At 24.8% G+C, this 18468-nt stretch carries 12 protein-coding genes and 1 other RNA gene; 5 read left to right on the top strand and 8 right to left on the bottom strand.

The window, feature by feature from the left end:
• Positions 1-3 precede the first annotated feature (3 nt).
• Together hisG and smrB are read right to left on the bottom strand one after the other, a co-directional pair.
• A complete protein-coding gene (gene hisG, locus D9V73_RS00460) occupies positions 4-903 on the bottom strand; it encodes an ATP phosphoribosyltransferase (RefSeq protein ID WP_158336308.1) in 900 nt (299 codons plus the stop codon).
• A 648-nt stretch (positions 904-1551) separates the two neighbouring features.
• Entirely contained in the window at positions 1552-2082 is a 531-nt protein-coding gene (gene smrB / locus D9V73_RS00455; protein ID WP_158336307.1) for an endonuclease SmrB, read from the bottom strand.
• Between the two features lie 392 nt (positions 2083-2474).
• Here smrB and aroC point away from each other — a divergent pair, with 392 nt between their 5' ends.
• Together aroC and dapA are read left to right on the top strand one after the other, a co-directional pair.
• Positions 2475-3542, top strand: a complete 1068-nt coding sequence (gene aroC / locus D9V73_RS00450) for a chorismate synthase (protein ID WP_158336306.1) — start codon at positions 2475-2477, stop codon at positions 3540-3542.
• Between the two features lie 823 nt (positions 3543-4365).
• Complete coding sequence (dapA, locus tag D9V73_RS00445) at positions 4366-5250, top strand: 4-hydroxy-tetrahydrodipicolinate synthase (RefSeq protein ID WP_158336305.1); 885 nt, start codon at positions 4366-4368, stop codon at positions 5248-5250.
• Between the two features lie 266 nt (positions 5251-5516).
• Here dapA and dapE read toward each other — a convergent pair whose 3' ends face one another.
• The 4 genes from dapE to D9V73_RS00425 all read right to left on the bottom strand — a co-directional run bounded on the left by dapE (position 5517) and on the right by D9V73_RS00425 (position 11876).
• Positions 5517-6653 carry a succinyl-diaminopimelate desuccinylase gene (gene dapE / locus D9V73_RS00440; RefSeq protein WP_158336304.1) on the bottom strand — a complete coding sequence of 379 codons (1137 nt, stop codon included), beginning with the start codon at positions 6651-6653 and terminating at the stop codon, positions 5517-5519.
• Between the two features lie 196 nt (positions 6654-6849).
• Positions 6850-8853, bottom strand: a complete 2004-nt coding sequence (gene tkt, locus D9V73_RS00435) for a transketolase (RefSeq protein WP_158336303.1) — start codon at positions 8851-8853, stop codon at positions 6850-6852.
• Positions 8854-8942: 89 nt separating this feature from the next.
• Positions 8943-9896 carry a transaldolase gene (tal, locus tag D9V73_RS00430; RefSeq protein ID WP_158336302.1) on the bottom strand — a complete coding sequence of 318 codons (954 nt, stop codon included), beginning with the start codon at positions 9894-9896 and terminating at the stop codon, positions 8943-8945.
• Between the two features lie 759 nt (positions 9897-10655).
• Positions 10656-11876 carry a beta-ketoacyl synthase N-terminal-like domain-containing protein gene (locus tag D9V73_RS00425; RefSeq protein ID WP_158336301.1) on the bottom strand — a complete coding sequence of 407 codons (1221 nt, stop codon included), beginning with the start codon at positions 11874-11876 and terminating at the stop codon, positions 10656-10658.
• 349 nt (positions 11877-12225) lie between these two features.
• Between D9V73_RS00425 and rsmI the strand changes: the two genes are divergently transcribed.
• Positions 12226-13068, top strand: a complete 843-nt coding sequence (gene rsmI / locus D9V73_RS00420) for a 16S rRNA (cytidine(1402)-2'-O)-methyltransferase (protein ID WP_158336300.1) — start codon at positions 12226-12228, stop codon at positions 13066-13068.
• Positions 13069-13084: 16 nt separating this feature from the next.
• An RNA gene (rnpB, locus tag D9V73_RS00415) (RNase P RNA component class A) lies at positions 13085-13463 on the top strand.
• Positions 13464-13631: 168 nt separating this feature from the next.
• Here rnpB and pmbA read toward each other — a convergent pair.
• Positions 13632-14978 (bottom strand): metalloprotease PmbA, encoded by a 1347-nt coding sequence (pmbA, locus tag D9V73_RS00410; RefSeq protein WP_158336299.1) that lies wholly within the window; start codon positions 14976-14978, stop codon positions 13632-13634.
• Positions 14979-15089: 111 nt separating this feature from the next.
• Between pmbA and ppa the strand changes: the two genes are divergently transcribed.
• Positions 15090-15605, top strand: a complete 516-nt coding sequence (ppa, locus tag D9V73_RS00405) for an inorganic diphosphatase (protein ID WP_158336298.1) — start codon at positions 15090-15092, stop codon at positions 15603-15605.
• A 187-nt stretch (positions 15606-15792) separates the two neighbouring features.
• Here the strand turns inward: ppa and D9V73_RS00400 are convergent, their stop codons facing one another.
• On the bottom strand, positions 15793-18450 hold the full coding sequence (locus tag D9V73_RS00400) for a hypothetical protein (protein ID WP_158336297.1): 2658 nt from the start codon (positions 18448-18450) through the stop codon (positions 15793-15795).
• Positions 18451-18468 lie beyond the last annotated feature (18 nt).

Here is an 18468-nt window from a genome sequence, read left to right as displayed (position 1 = left end):
TAGTTATTCCATCATTTTTTCAATTGGTAATACTAAAATAGAACTAGCTCCCAATAATTTTAATTTTTCCATTGTTTCCCAAAATAATGTCTCACTACTAACCATATGCATAGCTACTCGAGAATCATCTCCAGCTAATTTTAGTATTGTAGGACGTTCAGCACCGTGTAATAAATCGATTACTTCTTCTAACTTTTTTATAGGTGCATGCAACATGATGTATTTTGATTCTCTTGCTTTAATTACACCTTGAATACGTGTCATTAATGTATTGATAACATTTTGCTTTTCAACAGAAATATTACCAGTTTTACAAATTAAACATGCTTTAGATCGAAATATAATTTGAACTTCACGTAATCCATTAGCTTCTAAAGTCGCTCCTGTAGATACTAAATCACAAATAGCATCAGACAATCCTGCACGAGGCGCTACTTCTACTGATCCATTTAGCATACAAGACTTGAATATAATATTTTTTTTATCAAAATATTTTTTTAATAAATGAGGATAAGATGTAGCAATTCTTGAATTATTTAAACAATATATGTCTGTATATTCTTTATCAATCGGGACAGCTAAAGATAATCTACAAACTCCAAAATCTAAACGCTTTAATTTAATATAATCTACACTATCTAATCTTAATTTTCGACTAAGTACTTCTTCTTCCAAAACATTTTCTCCAATAATTCCTATATCTACAATACCATCCATAATTAAACCAGGAATATCATCATCTCTTACGCACATAACATCTATTGGCATATTTTCAGAAAACGCAATTAACTTTTGCTTACACAAATTAATTTTGATACCACAACGAACTAATAAATCTTTCGAATCACTGCTTAACCTTCCAGTTTTCTGCATTACTATTCGTAATCGATTATTATGAATCATATTTAATCCTTTAATAAATTTATAGTACAATTATGTAGTTCAAAAAGTATAAGTTTATTTTTATAACTTACCTATAAATCTTAAAAAATTATATCTGGATAACATATGAATATTATAACAAAGAGATATAAAATATTTTAAACATATTATTTTAAAATATTTATATATTACAAATAAAATTTTTAAAACGTTTATCTTTAATATAGTAATTGCTGCTAAAAACAACTTGAATTAAATCGATTTATAAGATGTTCAAAAAATTGCGTATTTTGATATATAAAAACACAACAAAACGATATAAGACTAAAGTATACAAAATATAAATAGTTTATAAAAACGAGTTGTACTTACTTTGTTTATAATATATATACTATATAATCGTAATAATTAACCATAAAATGCAAATATTTTGATTATATATGATCAACGTAAACTATTAATAATATTAGATAAGAAATAAAAATAAAATATTAGAAAAATTATTTAAATGCATAACAATACATATACTTTATTCTATATTTTACAATTGAACTAAATCATGTGTGGAATGTTTTATATAAAATGAATACTTCTACATCTTTTAATATTAGAAACATAAAAAATAAAATATTAAATCACATTTTGAAAACATATTTTATATAATATTCATTAAACTTTAAAATCAATTAATACTAAAATAGCAGCATCACTACCAAACATTTTAGGTGCTTGATGAAATGCTATTATATCAGGATGTTTGGACAACCATAATGGTATTTGTCTCTTTAAAATATTTTTACCATGTCCATGAATTACATTAGCACAAAAAAATTTTTTTTTATAACAAATATGAATCAATTCACCTAATTTTCTCTTAGCTTGATATTGAGTTAAACCGTGCAAGTCTAAAATAATATCTGGAATATATGCACCAACTTTAAGTTTTTTTAGCTCATTTAAATAACTATTATCTCTAATATAATATATAGGATCCAAATTAATTAACATTTTTGGTTTGTTAGAAGAAAAATAATGGCAATGAGCATCTTGTTCAAAAATACTTTTTTTCAATACCATATTTTTTTTTTCTTTATGATATCTCATGTGAAAAATAGTATCCTGCTTCATTTTTTGAAATCCTTTTAATCCTTGATAGAATAAGAACCAATCTTCATGAAATAATAATTGTTTTTTTCTCATTTGTATAAAATTACCATTATAATGAATGTTTTAAATATAAATTCTAAATATCGCATTTAATGGGATACCAATAAATAAATTTCAATATCAACTAAATAATATTTTAAAAATTTAAATTATTATTTAATTATATAAAATTACACTACAACCTAAAATATTATATAATTAAATAATATAATTTACATCATTTATTAAAAATATAATTTTAAATATAATAATCAAACAATAAGATATCTTATAATTTTATTTATAAATACTAATAAAATCAAATAAATACTTTTCTTAAAATTGATATATTTTTTATAAACGTTTAAAATAAAATTTACATGATATTAATCATTTATATCTAAAGCGAAAATAAAAAGGTTTTATCTAAGAATAAAGGAAATATAATGGCTGGAAACACCATCGGAAAACTTTTTCAAGTAACAACATTTGGAGAATCTCATGGATTATCTTTGGGATGTATCATTGACGGAATGCCACCGGGAATGAAAATATCAGAATCTGATCTACAAAAAGAATTAAACCGAAGACGTCCTGGAAAATCTCAGTATACTACCCCGAGATCTGAACCGGATAACGTTACCATACTGTCCGGAACCTATAATGGAATTACAACAGGAACTAGCATTGGACTGATAATAAACAATATAGATTCCAGACCAAACGACTACAAAGATATTAATACTTTATTTAGACCGGGCCATGCAGATTTTACTTATTACAAAAAATACGGAATTAGAGATCCTAATGGAGGAGGAAGATCATCTGCGCGAGAAACAGCTATGCGAGTAGCCGCTGGTGCTATAGCTAAAAAGTATCTCTACTTAAATTATGGAATACTAATTCGAGGATACTTAGAACAAATAGGAAATGTTCATTGCGAACTAAAATCGTGGAACGACGTAGAAAATAATCCATTTTTTTGTCCAGATATTACAAAAATCCAAGAAATAGAAAAATTAATAAGAAGTTTAAAAAAAGAAGGTGATTCTATTGGAGCTAAAATCGTAATAATAGCTGAAAAAGTCCCCATAGGATTAGGAGAACCTGTATTTGATCGATTAGATGCTGATTTAGCACATGGATTAATGAGTATTAATGCAGTTAAAGGTATAGAAATCGGAGACGGGTTTTCCGTCGTGAATCAAAAAGGAAGTCAACATCGAGATGAAATGAACAAAAATGGATTTATTAGTAATCATTCAGGTGGAATACTAGGTGGCATAAGTAACGGAGAAAACATTGTTACAAAAATAGCACTTAAACCTACGTCTAGTATAAGAAAAATTGGACAAACTATTGATCACAATGGAAAAGAAAGTACAATCATTACTAAAGGAAGACATGATCCTTGTGTAGGATTTAGAGCTGTGCCAATAGCAGAATCTATGATGGCTATAATAATCATGGATCACCTTTTAAGATATCGAGCACAATGTAAAAAAAAACTATGACAATAAATAACATCGATGATTATAATTCCGTTTAAAATAATAATGCTTTAGTATATTATTACGTATACTTTATAAGTAATATTATTTAAAAAGCTTAAAATACATCATATTATTTTTTAAAAATATTTTTATTTAAAATATATTTTAAGCTAACAAAAAATTAATATTAATTATACCAATTTAAGAAAATAGATTTTATAAAAAATAAATTAAAATATTCCTAATATTAGTAATTAATAAAAAGTTTCAATACATACCAAACGATATAAATATTAAATTTTAAGTCATATTTCAATATATGTTTATTTACTGTTGCAAGCATACATTAATGGCATTTAAATATTATTTTATATAATACGTTAACTTAAACTATATTAATTTGATTTAAAAACGTTTTACTTAAATTAGTTACTTTTTTCACATTTAGTATTATTAATTTTTTAAAAATATTTAATGATAAATTTCTTATTGAAAAAACAACAAACGCTTTTTAATATACAAAAAATTAGATCTTCGTTTTAATATTCATATTTTAAAAAAATTATGTATAAGTTAAAAACATATATTTTTTATATTAACCATTTTATAAGATAATAAAAAAATTAAATATATGAAATTATTATTCAGATTGCACTTATATCTGATGCTACAAAAATTTATTTTTATAAATAAAATTACAAACGATACTATGAATATACTCTAAAAAATTAATTTTCATAATGATTAAATTACACTTAATAACACACATTAGCTATTTTGTTTAAAAAATATCAAATATCTGTCAAATATACTATAAAGAACTTATTTATAAGAGAAATTAAAAATGTTCAAAGGAAATATTGTTGCACTTATAACACCAATGGATGAAAAAGGTCGAATTTGTCAAAGTAGCCTAAAAAAATTAGTTAATTATCATATTGAAAATGGTACAAAAGCAATTGTATCCGTTGGTACAACTGGAGAATCAGCTACCTTAAGTCAAGAAGAACATATTGAAGTAGTAATGCTTACATTGCAATTTTCTAAAAATAAAATTCCAATTATAGCTGGAACTGGATCAAACGCAACATCAGAAGCTATCCTTTTAACTAAAAAATTTGAATCATCAGGAGTTTCTGCATGCTTAACCGTTACCCCTTATTACAACCGTCCAACTCAAGAAGGATTATATAAACATTTTAAAGCTATCTCAAAAAATACACATTTACCTCAAATATTATATAATGTTCCTATACGGACCGGATGTGATTTAATACCAGAAACAGTGGTTAAACTTTCTAAATTAAAAAATATTATTGGTATTAAAGAAGCTACAGGAGATTTGTCTAGAGTACAAAAAATAAAAAATCTAGTAGACAAAAATTTCTTACTAATTAGTGGAGATGACGCTACAGCTTTAGACTTTATGCAATTAGGAGGACAAGGTGTAATATCAGTAACTGCTAATATCGCAGCAAAAGAAATGACTAGAATATATAATTTTGCTTTAAATAAAGATTTTGTATCAGCAAGATTATTAAACAATCATTTAATGTCGTTACATCATAACCTATTCAAAGAACCTAATCCCATGCCTGTAAAATGGTTAGCAAAAAAAATTGGCTTAATTACAACAGATACCTTACGTTTGCCATTGACAAATATTTCACAAAAGACACGTTTGATCCTTGAAAAATCTTTTAGTTATTCCAACATTACTAACATATAATTACATATCTATTATTGAATACAAAACTATTGTTAATTAATTCAAAAATAATTAACATATTAAATATACGTTTAAAAATAAAAAATTTATCATACGAAACTTTAATCAACATATTAATATAAAATATTTAGTAAAACTTATGTACATACATTGATAAAAAATAAATAACATTTATTTACAAAAACAGGGTGTTAAAATATTTGATACTCTGTTATTTTACATGTGTTCGTATTTTATTACCAACAATAATTTTTATTATTTACTTGTTAATTAGCTAATAACAATTTTTCAATAATACATTTATATATATAACTCAACAACTTTAAATCTGAAATTTTAACACATTCGTTAGACTGATGTATAGTTTTATTAACTAATCCTAATTCTAATATTTGAGATCCTAATTCTGCTATAAAACGTCCATCAGATGTACCTCCTGTTGTCAATAATTTTGGAGTGATGCCACATACATCTTGAATTACGTTTTGTACAACACTTATCAATAATCCTGATTTAGTTATAAAAGGTTTTCCAGACAATTTCCATTTTATGCTATATTTTAAATTACAATCAATTAATAATGACTGAACTCTACTTTTTATAATATCAATGGTAGTTAAACTGCCAAAACGCAAATTAAACTTTACTAATAACCGATCCGGTATAATATTATTACTATTGTTTATTCCAGATTGAATTTTATAAATTTGTAAACTCGTAGGAGGGAAAAAAGCATCTCCTGGATCCCAATTGATAGATATCAAACGTACTAAAAATGATAATACATTATGGATAGGGTTGTCAGCTAAATGTGGGTATGCAATATGGCCTTGCTTACCATAAATAGACAAGTGTGCTGTTAAAGAACCTCTTCGACCATTTTTAATAACATCTCCTAACGATTTAACGCTAGACGGTTCTCCTACCACACAATAATCGATTGTTTCTTTATTCTTAATTAAATTCTCAACTATTTTTTTGGTACCATGTATAGCCTTTGCTTCTTCATCAGAGGTAATTAAAATCGCAAGTCTTCCAATATGATTGGGATATTGTTTAACAAATTGTTCAATAGCAATAATCATGGCTGCTATTGCTCCTTTCATGTCAGCTGATCCCCTACCAAACAAATAACCATTATATATGGTTGGAACAAAAGGAGGGAATTTCCAATTTTCATATTTTCCACTTGGGACAACGTCAGTATGACCTGAAAATGCTAAAGTAGTACCTTTTCCCCTATAAGCCCATATGTTATTGGTGCTGCCATAATTCATATATTCAATCGAAAATCCAGAATTTATTAATCGATCAGATATTATTTTTTGACATCCTAAATCCATAGGACTGATAGAAGGAATTGAAATAAGTTGTTTAGCTAAATTTGTTATAGGACAAGTCATACAAATTCCTCGAAATATGTTCGTAAATAATATTTTATTAATACATGAAATTATATTATCTTATATACTTCTGTAATTTAACTAAGCAAACAATACCACTGTAATTTCAAAATAAAACAAAATAATTACTTTATCTAATTAAAAAATGATAAATACGTAGAAATTAACTTAATTAATAATCATTATATTTTAAAACTTAAACAGTTAATAAGTTTACTATTCTTTGTACTATATCATCAACACTAAAACCAAATTTTTTAAACAATTTATCAGAAGGAGCAGATCCTCCAAAAGAATTCATACCAATTATTATTCCATCAAGCCCTACATATTTATACCAAAAATCAGATATACCTGCTTCAATAGCAACACGATTTTTAATCAACTTAGGTAGTACTGACTCTTTATAATTATCATCCTGTTGATCAAAAACATTAGTAGATGGCATAGAAACTATTCTAATACAATAACCTTTCTTAACTAACGTGTTATAGACTGAAAGAGAGATACTAACTTCTGATCCAGTAGAAATAATAATAGCATCAATATGATCAGAAGAACTACTATTTCTTAAAATATAACCTCCTCTTGAAATATTATTTACTTGTGTTTTATTTCTAGAAATTTGTAAGAGGTTTTGACGAGATAATACCAATGCCGTAGGTCCAAATTTATTTTCTAATGCTGATTTCCATGCAACTAAAGTCTCTATCTGATCACAAGGTCTCCATACACATGTATTAGGAGTTAAGCGAAGAGTAGCTAATTGTTCTATAGGTTGATGTGTAGGACCGTCCTCGCCCAACCCTATAGAATCATGAGTATAAATAAAGATATGTTGTGTTTTCATTAACGCAGCCATTCTAACTGCATTTCGAGCATAATCAGTAAAAATTAAAAAAGTAGAAGTATAAGGAATAAATCCTCCATGATGAAATAATCCATTAGCAATAGCAGTCATTCCAAATTCGCGTACTCCATAATGAATGTAATTTCCAGACAAATCGTCTTTGATAGACCTAGAACCAGACCACATACTAAGATTACTTGGGGATAAATCAGAAGATCCACCAATTATTTCTGAAAAATGTTTACTAAAAAATTCTAATACATGCTGTGAAGCTGTTCTAGTAGCTATATTTTTAGGATTTAAACATAAATCATTAATAAATTCATTATAATCTTCTTTCCATATACTTGGCATAATACGATTTATACGTCGAATATACTCACCTGCTAAACGAGGATATTGTCTTTCATAATCTATAAATTTTTTATTCCAATCGTCTTCTAATAATTTTCCTTGTACTAAAAAATTCCAATTTTCGTAAATTTCTTGAGGAATAATAAACGAAGGATGATCCCAATCTAAATTCTTTTTCGTTAATCGTACTTCTAATTCACCTAATGGAGATCCATGAGCATCTTCTTTTCCTGATTTATTAGGTGAACCAAAACCAATAATTGTCTTACAAATAATTAAAGAAGGCTTATCTTTAACTAATATAGACTCCTTAATCGCATTAGAAATAGAATTAGAATCATGTCCATCGACATTAGATACTACATGCCAATTATAAGAACTAAATCGTTTATCTGTATCATCTGTGAACCAATTAACTATATTCCCATCAATTGATATACCATTACTATCATAAAATACAACTAATTTTCCTAACTTAAACGTACCAGCTAACGAACATACTTCATGAGAAATTCCTTCCATTAAACAACCATCACCAACAAATACCCAAGTGTAATGATCAACTATGTCATAACCAGGTCGATTAAAAGTTGCACCTAACGTACGTTCGGCAATAGCCATACCTACTGCAGTCGCTAAACCTTGACCCAACGGGCCAGTGGTGATCTCTACTCCTGGAGTATGCCCTATTTCAGGATGACCTGGAGTTCTAGAATTTAGTTGTCTAAAATTTTTTAATTCTTCAAGTGATAAATCATATCCAGTAAGATGTAATAAACTATACAATAACATAGAACCGTGTCCATTAGAAAGAACAAATCGATCTCTGTTACTCCACGAAGGGTTAGATGGATTATGTTTCAAAAAGTCTCTCCATAATACCTCAGCTATATCAGCCATTCCCATAGGCATACCTGGATGTCCAGATTGTGCTTTTTGTACTGAATCTATACTCAAAATTCTAATAGCATCAGCTAACTTTTTTCGAGAATACATAACTATTCCTTAAAATGTTTTGTTAATACTTATAAAATATATAAAAATTATTTTTAATAAAATATAACAATTGAATTAAAAAAATATTTTCACATTTTTGCTTTTATGATTTGTTTTAACTTTCTATAGTCTTCTCCAAATTGCCGTATTCCTTCAGACAACTTTTCTACAGCCATAGGTTCTTCATTATGTAACCATAAAAATTGACTTCTAGACAGTAAATCAATAGGTTGTTCCATTACTTTAGGACAATGTAATTGTCTTACAACATTTCCAGTACTCGATTTTAACTCCTTTAACAAATCCGGAGAAATTGTTAAGTAATCACAACCAGACAATGCTAAAATTTGATGAATATTTCTAAAACTCGCTCCCATAATTATAGTTTTATATCCATATTGTTTATAATAATAATATATTTTTCGAACTGAACAAACCCCTGGATCTTTATCAACTGAATATTCTTGTTGTATTAATGATTTAGATTTATACCAATCATAAATTCGACCAACAAAAGGAGAAATTAAATAAACATTTGCTTCAGCACAAGCTCTTGCCTGAGCGAAAGAAAATAATAATGTTAAATTACAATTAATATTAAATTTTTTTAATTCTTCTGCCGCTTTTATGCACTCCCACGTAGAAGCTAATTTAATCAATATTTTTGATCTACTAATTCCTTCTTCTTCATACATAGAAATAATTTTTTTAGATTTTTCTATACACATGTCAGAATTAAATGATAAATGTGCATCAATTTCAGTAGAAATTTTACCAGAAATAATACTTAAAATTTCTTGTCCTAACATAACAGAAATTTTATCAACAGCATTAATCAATTGATTATGATATGTACCTCCCTTTTTTTTTGAATAAGCTATCGAATTATTTATAATATATTCATATTTAGGTAAAGTTATGACTTTTAAAATAAGAGAGGGATTCGTAGTAATATCTTCAGGAAGATATTCTTGTATAGATTGCATATCTCCACTATCTACTACTATTTTGCTATATTTTTTTAACGATTCTAACCGGTTCAATTTATGAAATTCCTTTATATTATATAAAATAAAATTATTTGTAAGATATTATTAATAACTTAGAATAACAAAACTTTATTTTAGCTTTAAAAACTCATACATACATCATATATTAATATTATAGCAAACATACAAAATTCTTGAATTAATTAATTCAATATTAAAATTTAAAATATACAACAAAAAAATTAACATATTTTTTATTTTAATACTATTATATTAACTTGAATATCATAAAATTTTTCAATATCTCAAAATACGTAATTTATTTTAAATTAATATTTTATGACTTTATTAATATAATTACTTATTAAAACATTCTCAAAATTTTATGATAATAACTACTAAATTATACATATCTAAATGTAAACAAAAATTGTTATAAAATATTATTTATACCACAACATAAATCAAAATATAATTATTCCAAATGAAATATTATTAATACGAACTTATAAGAATTTATATAAATGCTATTACACTATGTTAAGTATAAATTTAATTAAAAATTAAATTTAACTCAAATCGTTTTTCTATTATAAGAGATAATTAAAATTCTTTAAACTCTATTTTTTTAAAATCACTTTTCATAACACATAAATACAGAATATATGTATACTATTTAAATCACACACTATATATCTATTTATTTAAAATAACCATACAATCTATAAATATTTATACTTAAAATAAGTTCTTATGTTTCATATAAACACTACTTACATTTCTAAATATTTAACGTTATATCACTATTAAATACTAAAAATATTTTTTAATTATTAAAGAAACATTAGTCCCACCAAAGCCAAAACTATTTGACATAATAATAGAAATACGTCTTCTTAAAATATTTGTTAAAATGTTACAATCTTTAGCGTTAGGGTCTAATTTTATAATATTAATACTAGGAACTAAAAAACTATGTTCTAACATTAATAAACTATAAATTATCTCTTGTACTCCCGATGCACCTAGCGCATGTCCGGTAATAGATTTAGTTGATGAAATAATTGGTATCCTAGTATTGTTAAACACCTTTCGAATAGCATTTAATTCTATTAAATCACCTAACTTGGTAGATGTACCATGTACATTTAAGTAATCTATAGACCCATTTTGTATATTTTTCATAGCCAAATTCATACATCTAACAGCTCCATCTCCAGATGGAACAACCATATTCATACCATCAGAAGATGTACCATATCCAATAATTTCTGCATATATATTAGCTGATCTAGATAATGCATAATTTAATTCTTCTAGAACTACTATCCCAGCTCCTCCTGAAATGACAAATCCATCACGATATAAATCAAATACTCTAGATGATACAGTAGGATTAACATTATAATGAGTTGACAATACTCCCATTACGTCAAATGTACACGCTAATTCTAAACTTACTTCTTCTCCTCCACCAGCAAATATAATATCTTGTTTTCCTAACTGTATTAGCTCCATTGCATTACCTATACAGTGTGCTGAACTAGAACATGCTGAGCTAATAGAATAATTAACCCCATATATTTTAAATGAAGTAGCCAAACAAGCAGAAATATTAGATGACATAGATTGAATAGCTACATAAGGACTAACTGACTTTAGTCCTTTCTTACTCATAGAACTAATTCCACGTATTTGACATTTTGGAGATCCAGCGCTAGAACCAATAACTAAACCTATTCTAGAATTATTTTGATATATTTTAGGAGTTAACTTAGCATCTTTAATAGCTTCTTCCATTGATAAGTATGAATAAATCGATGAATCACTCATAAATCGCATTATCTTGCGATTTATGCATTGTGATAAATCTAATTTTATATTACCCCATACATGACTACGCATACCAAAATGCTTCATCTCCTCTGAAAAAGAGATACCCGATTTAGTATTTAGCAACGAAATCAAAACTTCCGACTTATTATTACCAATACTAGAAATTATCCCTAATCCAGTAATTACTACTCTTTTCACTAAATTACCTCGTTATACTCAACCAACATTATTATTAATAATAACTTTACGTTAATACACTTAATCTTTAGACAATATATTACGTAAAATAATAATATTCTTTTATACAAAAATATTGATATTTATTTCGACATTCTGAATAAACAAATCCAAGTTAGCTACATTAAACATCAATAATTTCTTTATAAGATAACAAAGCAAGAAATTAACTAATATTTAACATTTATACTGATAATAAATAATATTTATATACATTTACGATAGCAAGACATATACATATATTTACTATAAAAATGTTATGATTAATGTACTTATTTCATAAATAAAATGATAATAAATAACCATAAAAATGAATAAAAAAAAAGGAACATTATACATCGTACCTACTCCCATCGGAAATCTAACTGATATAACTTACCGAGCAATATCAGTTCTAAAAAAAATAGATATCATTGCTGCAGAAAACATAAATCATACTAAAATATTAATAAGAAACTATAAAATTATCAAAAACATCATATCCGTTAACAAACATAACGAAAGAACAAAAAGTAAAAAATTAATTATACAATTACAAGAAGGTAAAAATATTGCATTAGTTTCTAACGCTGGTACCCCGACAATTAATGATCCAGGTTATTATTTAATAAATTATTGTCATCAATTTGAAATCAAAATAGTACCTCTTCCCGGTCCTTGTGCAGCAATTACTGCTTTAAGTGCCTCAGGTTTATCTAATAACAAATTTTGCTATGAAGGTTTTATTCCATCTAAAAACATAATCCGAAAAAAATTATTAAATAATTTAAAAAAAGAAACAAGAACCATCATATTTTACGAAACTTCTAATAGGATAATTTCAAGCATGCGCGATATAACACAAGAATTAGGAGCAGATCGACAAATAGTACTAGCAAAAGAACTTACTAAAAAATGGGAACTTATCCAACGTAATACATCAATAAATATTTTGTCATGGTTAGAAAACAATAAATGTAATATAAGAGGAGAAATAACAATAATCACATCAGGTTTTCAAGAAAAAAAGATTAATATCTTACCAAAAACAGTATTAAACGCTTTACAAATATTGCAATCAAAACTATCATTAAAAGAAGCTATACATATAACAGCAAAACTATATAAAATCTCTAAAAATTTATTATATAGTCATATTACTAGTAAAAAATAATTTAAAAACCCTAATAGAAGCTGATCAGACAGTCGCTATTATCTATCTCGATTTATAAATAAATAATAGAGGAAAGTCCGGGCTCCATAGGGCAAAGGTGCCAGATAACATCTGGGAAGCGCAAGCTTACGACCAGTGCAACAGAAAACAAACCACCTATAAATATTAAATAGTATTATAAGGAAAGGGTGAAAAGGTGAGGTAAGAGCTCACCGCATACTTGGTAACCAGTATGGCTAGGTAAACTCCACCTGGAGCAAAGCCAAATAGGAGTATTTATGTATTAATTGCCCTTTTAAATAATACTCGGGTAGGCTGCTTGAGATAATAAGTAATTATTATCCTAGATAAATGACTGTCTCACACAGAACCCGGCTTATAGATCAGCTTCTAAAAGAAAGAATATTATTAAATAATATTTAATTGTATTATGAATGTTAATAGTAATTGTTAACATAAATTAAAAATATTTGTTCGAAATACATTTTATTTTAATTTAAAACTTATAAAATGTTCTATTATAATACATAGTAAGTATATATTCTACTATACATTGTAGTAATTTATAATCCTGATATTTGCATAGAAGATAGCAAAATAGATCCCGATAATATTTTATGTCTTATATCAATATCGTTTCCTATAGAAACAATGTTTTTAAACATATCCTTTAAATTTCCAGAAATTGTAATTTCACTAACAGAATTTTTAATAATACTATTTTCTATCCAAAAACCTACTGCACCGCATGAATAATCTCCTGTAACTAAATTCAAACCATCTCCCAATAATTCTGTTATTAATACACCTCGATGCATAAATATTATTAATTCTTCTAAATTCATATTAGAAATACCTAATATTAACCAATTATGAATTCCTCCTGAATTAGCAGTACTAGTTAAATTCATTTTTTTAGCTGAATAATTATCTAATAACCAGGTTTGTAGTACACCATTTCTAACTATTGTTTTTAAAGATGTACGAACACCTTCAGAATCAAAACATTTAGATCCTAATCCTTTACTTATATAAGGATTTTCTTTAATACTTAACCAATTCGGAAAAATTTGTTTATGCAAACTTTGCAATAAAAATGTCGATTTTTTATAAACACTACTTCCACTAATCGCTTGCGCTAAATAGGAAAAAAATTTTGAAGATAACTCAGAAGAAAGAATTACAGGACTTTTCATAGAAGATAGCTTCTTAGAATTCAATCTAGATAAAGCTTTATTAGCACTTGTTATACCTATATCTTTTGGAGACGTAAGATTACTAATATCTCTCGAAATTGTATATGATACATCTCTTTGCATATCACCATTCTCTCTAGCTATCATGCAACTTGACATAAAATACGAAGTAGCATTATAACTTTCTAACATACCATAACTATTTCCAAATACCTTCATAATCATACAACTATTAAAATTAGATCCTTCTGTATTAACAATTCTGTTATCTACTTTAAAAGCCTCTTGCTCGGCTACAAAAACTAAATGAGTAGCGTAATTTATATCCCATTTCCAATAATGATATAGATTAAGGTCTTTTAAACCTCCGATTGCTAGTAATTTTATATCAGGTAAACCCGAACACAAATCAACAGATGTATGATTAATAATATCTATCGCACAAGAAATTATTTTTTTTATCGCTTGTATACTAAAATCAGTAGAAGAAACAATACTTTTCCTGTTATTTTTATAAACTTTAATTGTTAAAAGACTATCATTATTAAATTCAACATAATCAATTTTGCTATTTCTAACTCCAAGATTAACACCAATATTATAAACAATTAAAACTTCAGCAGTAGCTGAATAAGTTTTTACTATATTTAATATATATTCAATTATATTTTTAAATTTTTGTTTTTGTAATGTAAAATTACGTTCTGTTTTCATAATTTTTTATCAAAATATCAAATTATTTGTTATAGTACACTGAAAAAAAATAAAATAAAACTTTATCCTTTAATATAAATATAAAAAATCAATAATAAAATAGGCAGAAAAATGAGTTTAAAAAATATTTCTCCAGGTGAGAATGTTCCATATAATATAAACGTTATCATTGAAATTCCATCACACTCTAATCCAGTAAAATATGAAATAAACAAAAATTCAGGAATTTTATTTGTAGATAGATTTATACCGACTTCTATGTTTTATCCTTGTAACTATGGATTTATTAATAAAACCTTATCTTGCGATGGTGATCCTATAGACGTATTAGTACACTCTCCATATCCTTTAATTTCTAATTCAGTAATACAATGTAGACCGATAGGGATATTACGTATGATAGATGAATCTGGAATAGATAATAAGGTTATTGCACTCCCTAATAAACATATTTGTCACGAATATTCTAATATAGAAAATATAAATGATCTTTCTAACTCATTAAAAACCCAAATTGTACATTTTTTTAAACATTATAAAGATCTAGAAAAAAATAAATGGGTCAAAATTATTGGATGGGAAGATAAAGAAATAGCGTGTCAAGAAATTCTATCATCATTAAAATAATAAATAACTAACATTAACTAAAAAAAAAATAATATAATAATTTAATTTTATAAAATTAAAAACAACTTATATATAAAATGCTTTAAAATTATAATTTAAATAATATAAATAACAGCTATATTTCTTTAAACGGAATATCTATTATTCCTTTTAAAATAAGATATCGCTGTTAAAATAGACATTTTATTTAAATATCTAATATATGTATAACGTTAACATTATAATAAAATAAATAAAATACTTTAATAAAAATACGTTGACATATTTTATTATTCCATGAATGAAAACCTAATATTTTTAAATCAAATATAGTTTCAAACAAACTTTTAATATGAACGATGCTATTAAAAGTAATTTTATTAGAACTAAAAATTAATTCTATATTATTAAAATACAATTGTCTTACATACAACCAATTATTTATCCAACAATGTACAATTGATATATTACCTAATAATTTTATATTGTTATATATGTCTTCCCTAAAACGAAGCGTTCCATTCAATATTCCGCTAATATATTCAATATTTAGTTCAAATAACTTAAATAAAGATATTGGTACATTTTTGAAATTAACACTACCCGAAATAAAAAAATTTTTATCAATTTCTTTAATATTTATAAACCCCATGAACACTGCATTAACATTATTATCATTTATTATATTAAAGTTCCATTTAAACCTTTTCTGATGATTACTGCAACGATAATTTGAATAAATTTTGATCCTGGACACAAACAATGCGTGAGAAGTATATAAATGTCTTAACCTTGAAAATAAATTAAAAATATTCCTATAGTTACTATTCAGAAAAGTAAATATTTCACATTTCGTTTTATTTATAATACTTGTTTTTAACAAAAGATATTTATCTAATACAATTAAGTTTAAATGATTTATTATATTGTTATTATTAAATTTCAATATAATTTTATTAACATGAATATTAAAGAACAATGTATCGAAATCAATATTATTTACTATTTCAATCCATTTATTTGAATAAATATCAAATTTTCCTCGAAAATTTAAATTAAAAGAACAATTTTTACGTAATATATTTAAATAAAAACTATGATTATATCTATTATAGTTTAATTCCAGAACAAATGAAAAAACATGTGAATTAAAAATAACACAGTTTTTTATGAATAAAGTAGATCCAAAAAAATTTATATTATTTTTTTGTACTATTATAAAAAAATTAATATTGGAATTTTTAAGGATTTTTAAATTCAAATTATGTCCTATACATTTTATTAAAAATTTATGATTATTATTAATATTAGTAAATTTAATATTACCTTTAATGTTTCCAAAACTATTTAAACATATACTCTTCAATTTATCTAATTGAAATATTATATTAATATTTTCTAATTTATCAAAATTTTCTACAGCTAGAATATTTTTAAACAAAATTTTTATATTTAATAATAAACTACAACTTTTTATAAAACTAATAAATTTGAATATTACGTTTCTCATTATATTTTTTATATAATAATTATAACTATTTTTATTTAACTCAGTAATCACAAGATCTTTTTTCGAATAAACAATACTAAATAAATAATCAAATATTGTTTTTTTATCTGTAGTTAAACATTGAATAGTATCAATAAATATTGAAAAATAATTTCCTTTTCCTGACATATGCAGTTTCATTGTAGAAACTAAATGAATATTAATAGTACTATCTAAAACAAAAGTATAATTACATGGGTTTCCTAAAATATGAATTTTTAGATTTTTTAAAAATAAATGATTGTTATCATTTTCAATTATACTAATGTACGGAAGATGCAGTTTAAAATTAAAAATAGAACTATTTTTTTTAAAAGTAAACTTGATATATATCTTTGTATTTATAATACCAAAAAATTTTGCATTTATACTTAAGTCTTGTAATAAAAATCCTCTAATAATAATACTGACATTTTCATGATATCTATAATTTATATAGTTATCGCAATTAATAACAATATTAGTTAAAAAATTATTATTAAAGATAATAGTACCATAAATATGGTTAACAAAATTATAACTACGAAAACACAATTTTATTATATTTATTTTACTGACATTTACCTGACCATTAAAAAAAAACTTAGATAACTTAACACTATTTTTCCCTAAAAAATATATGTTATTACTGTAAAAGCTCTGTATATTAAGATTAATAAGAAAAATATTATTAAAATTTTTAAAATATTTTAGAGGTTGCTCTAAAAAATTTCTTAAATACATAATTCTATTTACTTTAAATCTATCATATAAATTTTTATCATTGTCTATATTCTGAAATGTTTTGATATAAATATTATCAATTTTACTACATAAACCTTCTAACTGTTCTCCAGTCCAATAACATTTTCCGAAAAAATTATCTAAAGTTAATGATATATTATTTGTAGAATAGTAAAAATTATCAAATATTATATTTTTAAAAAAAACGGGAACTCTAAAAAGAGATGCTATATTTAAGAATAACATTTTTCTATTAGATTTCATCAACAAAATATCGCTAATATATAAACTACATTTCTTAAACGATAATTCGTCAATACAAATATAAAAATTTTTAAAAAAGTTAAAACTAAATTTTATTTTTAATTCTTTAACGAAAAAATTTCTATTATGAGTAGAATATTTTATGTCTTGAAATATACAATTATTTAATTTACCTATCGATTTTTTTATTTCCAATTGTGGTATATAATAATGAACTAGATAGCAAACAATATTTAATCCGAAATGACTATAAATTAAAAAGATCAAAACACAAACACAAGATGTGCATAATAAAATTATAGATAATAATAATCTTTTAAAAAAATTCATTAAAATAAATCCTATTAG

Origin of the sequence: Buchnera aphidicola (Melaphis rhois) (genome assembly GCF_005080745.1) — a bacterium.
GTDB classification, from domain to species: domain Bacteria; phylum Pseudomonadota; class Gammaproteobacteria; order Enterobacterales; family Enterobacteriaceae; genus Buchnera_B; species Buchnera_B aphidicola_AT.
This window is presented reverse-complemented; position numbering and strand designations above follow the sequence as displayed.

Coding starts and splice junctions, on each gene's coding strand:
- dapE (WP_158336304.1), bottom strand. CDS start 6,653: ATGACTTGTCCTATAACAAATTTAGCTAAACAACTTATTTCAATTCCT.
- D9V73_RS00400 (WP_158336297.1), bottom strand. CDS start 18,450: ATGAATTTTTTTAAAAGATTATTATTATCTATAATTTTATTATGCACA.
- ppa (WP_158336298.1), top strand. CDS start 15,090: ATGAGTTTAAAAAATATTTCTCCAGGTGAGAATGTTCCATATAATATA.
- pmbA (WP_158336299.1), bottom strand. CDS start 14,978: ATGAAAACAGAACGTAATTTTACATTACAAAAACAAAAATTTAAAAAT.
- dapA (WP_158336305.1), top strand. CDS start 4,366: ATGTTCAAAGGAAATATTGTTGCACTTATAACACCAATGGATGAAAAA.
- hisG (WP_158336308.1), bottom strand. CDS start 903: ATGATTCATAATAATCGATTACGAATAGTAATGCAGAAAACTGGAAGG.
- smrB (WP_158336307.1), bottom strand. CDS start 2,082: ATGAGAAAAAAACAATTATTATTTCATGAAGATTGGTTCTTATTCTAT.
- tkt (WP_158336303.1), bottom strand. CDS start 8,853: ATGTATTCTCGAAAAAAGTTAGCTGATGCTATTAGAATTTTGAGTATA.
- rsmI (WP_158336300.1), top strand. CDS start 12,226: ATGAATAAAAAAAAAGGAACATTATACATCGTACCTACTCCCATCGGA.
- aroC (WP_158336306.1), top strand. CDS start 2,475: ATGGCTGGAAACACCATCGGAAAACTTTTTCAAGTAACAACATTTGGA.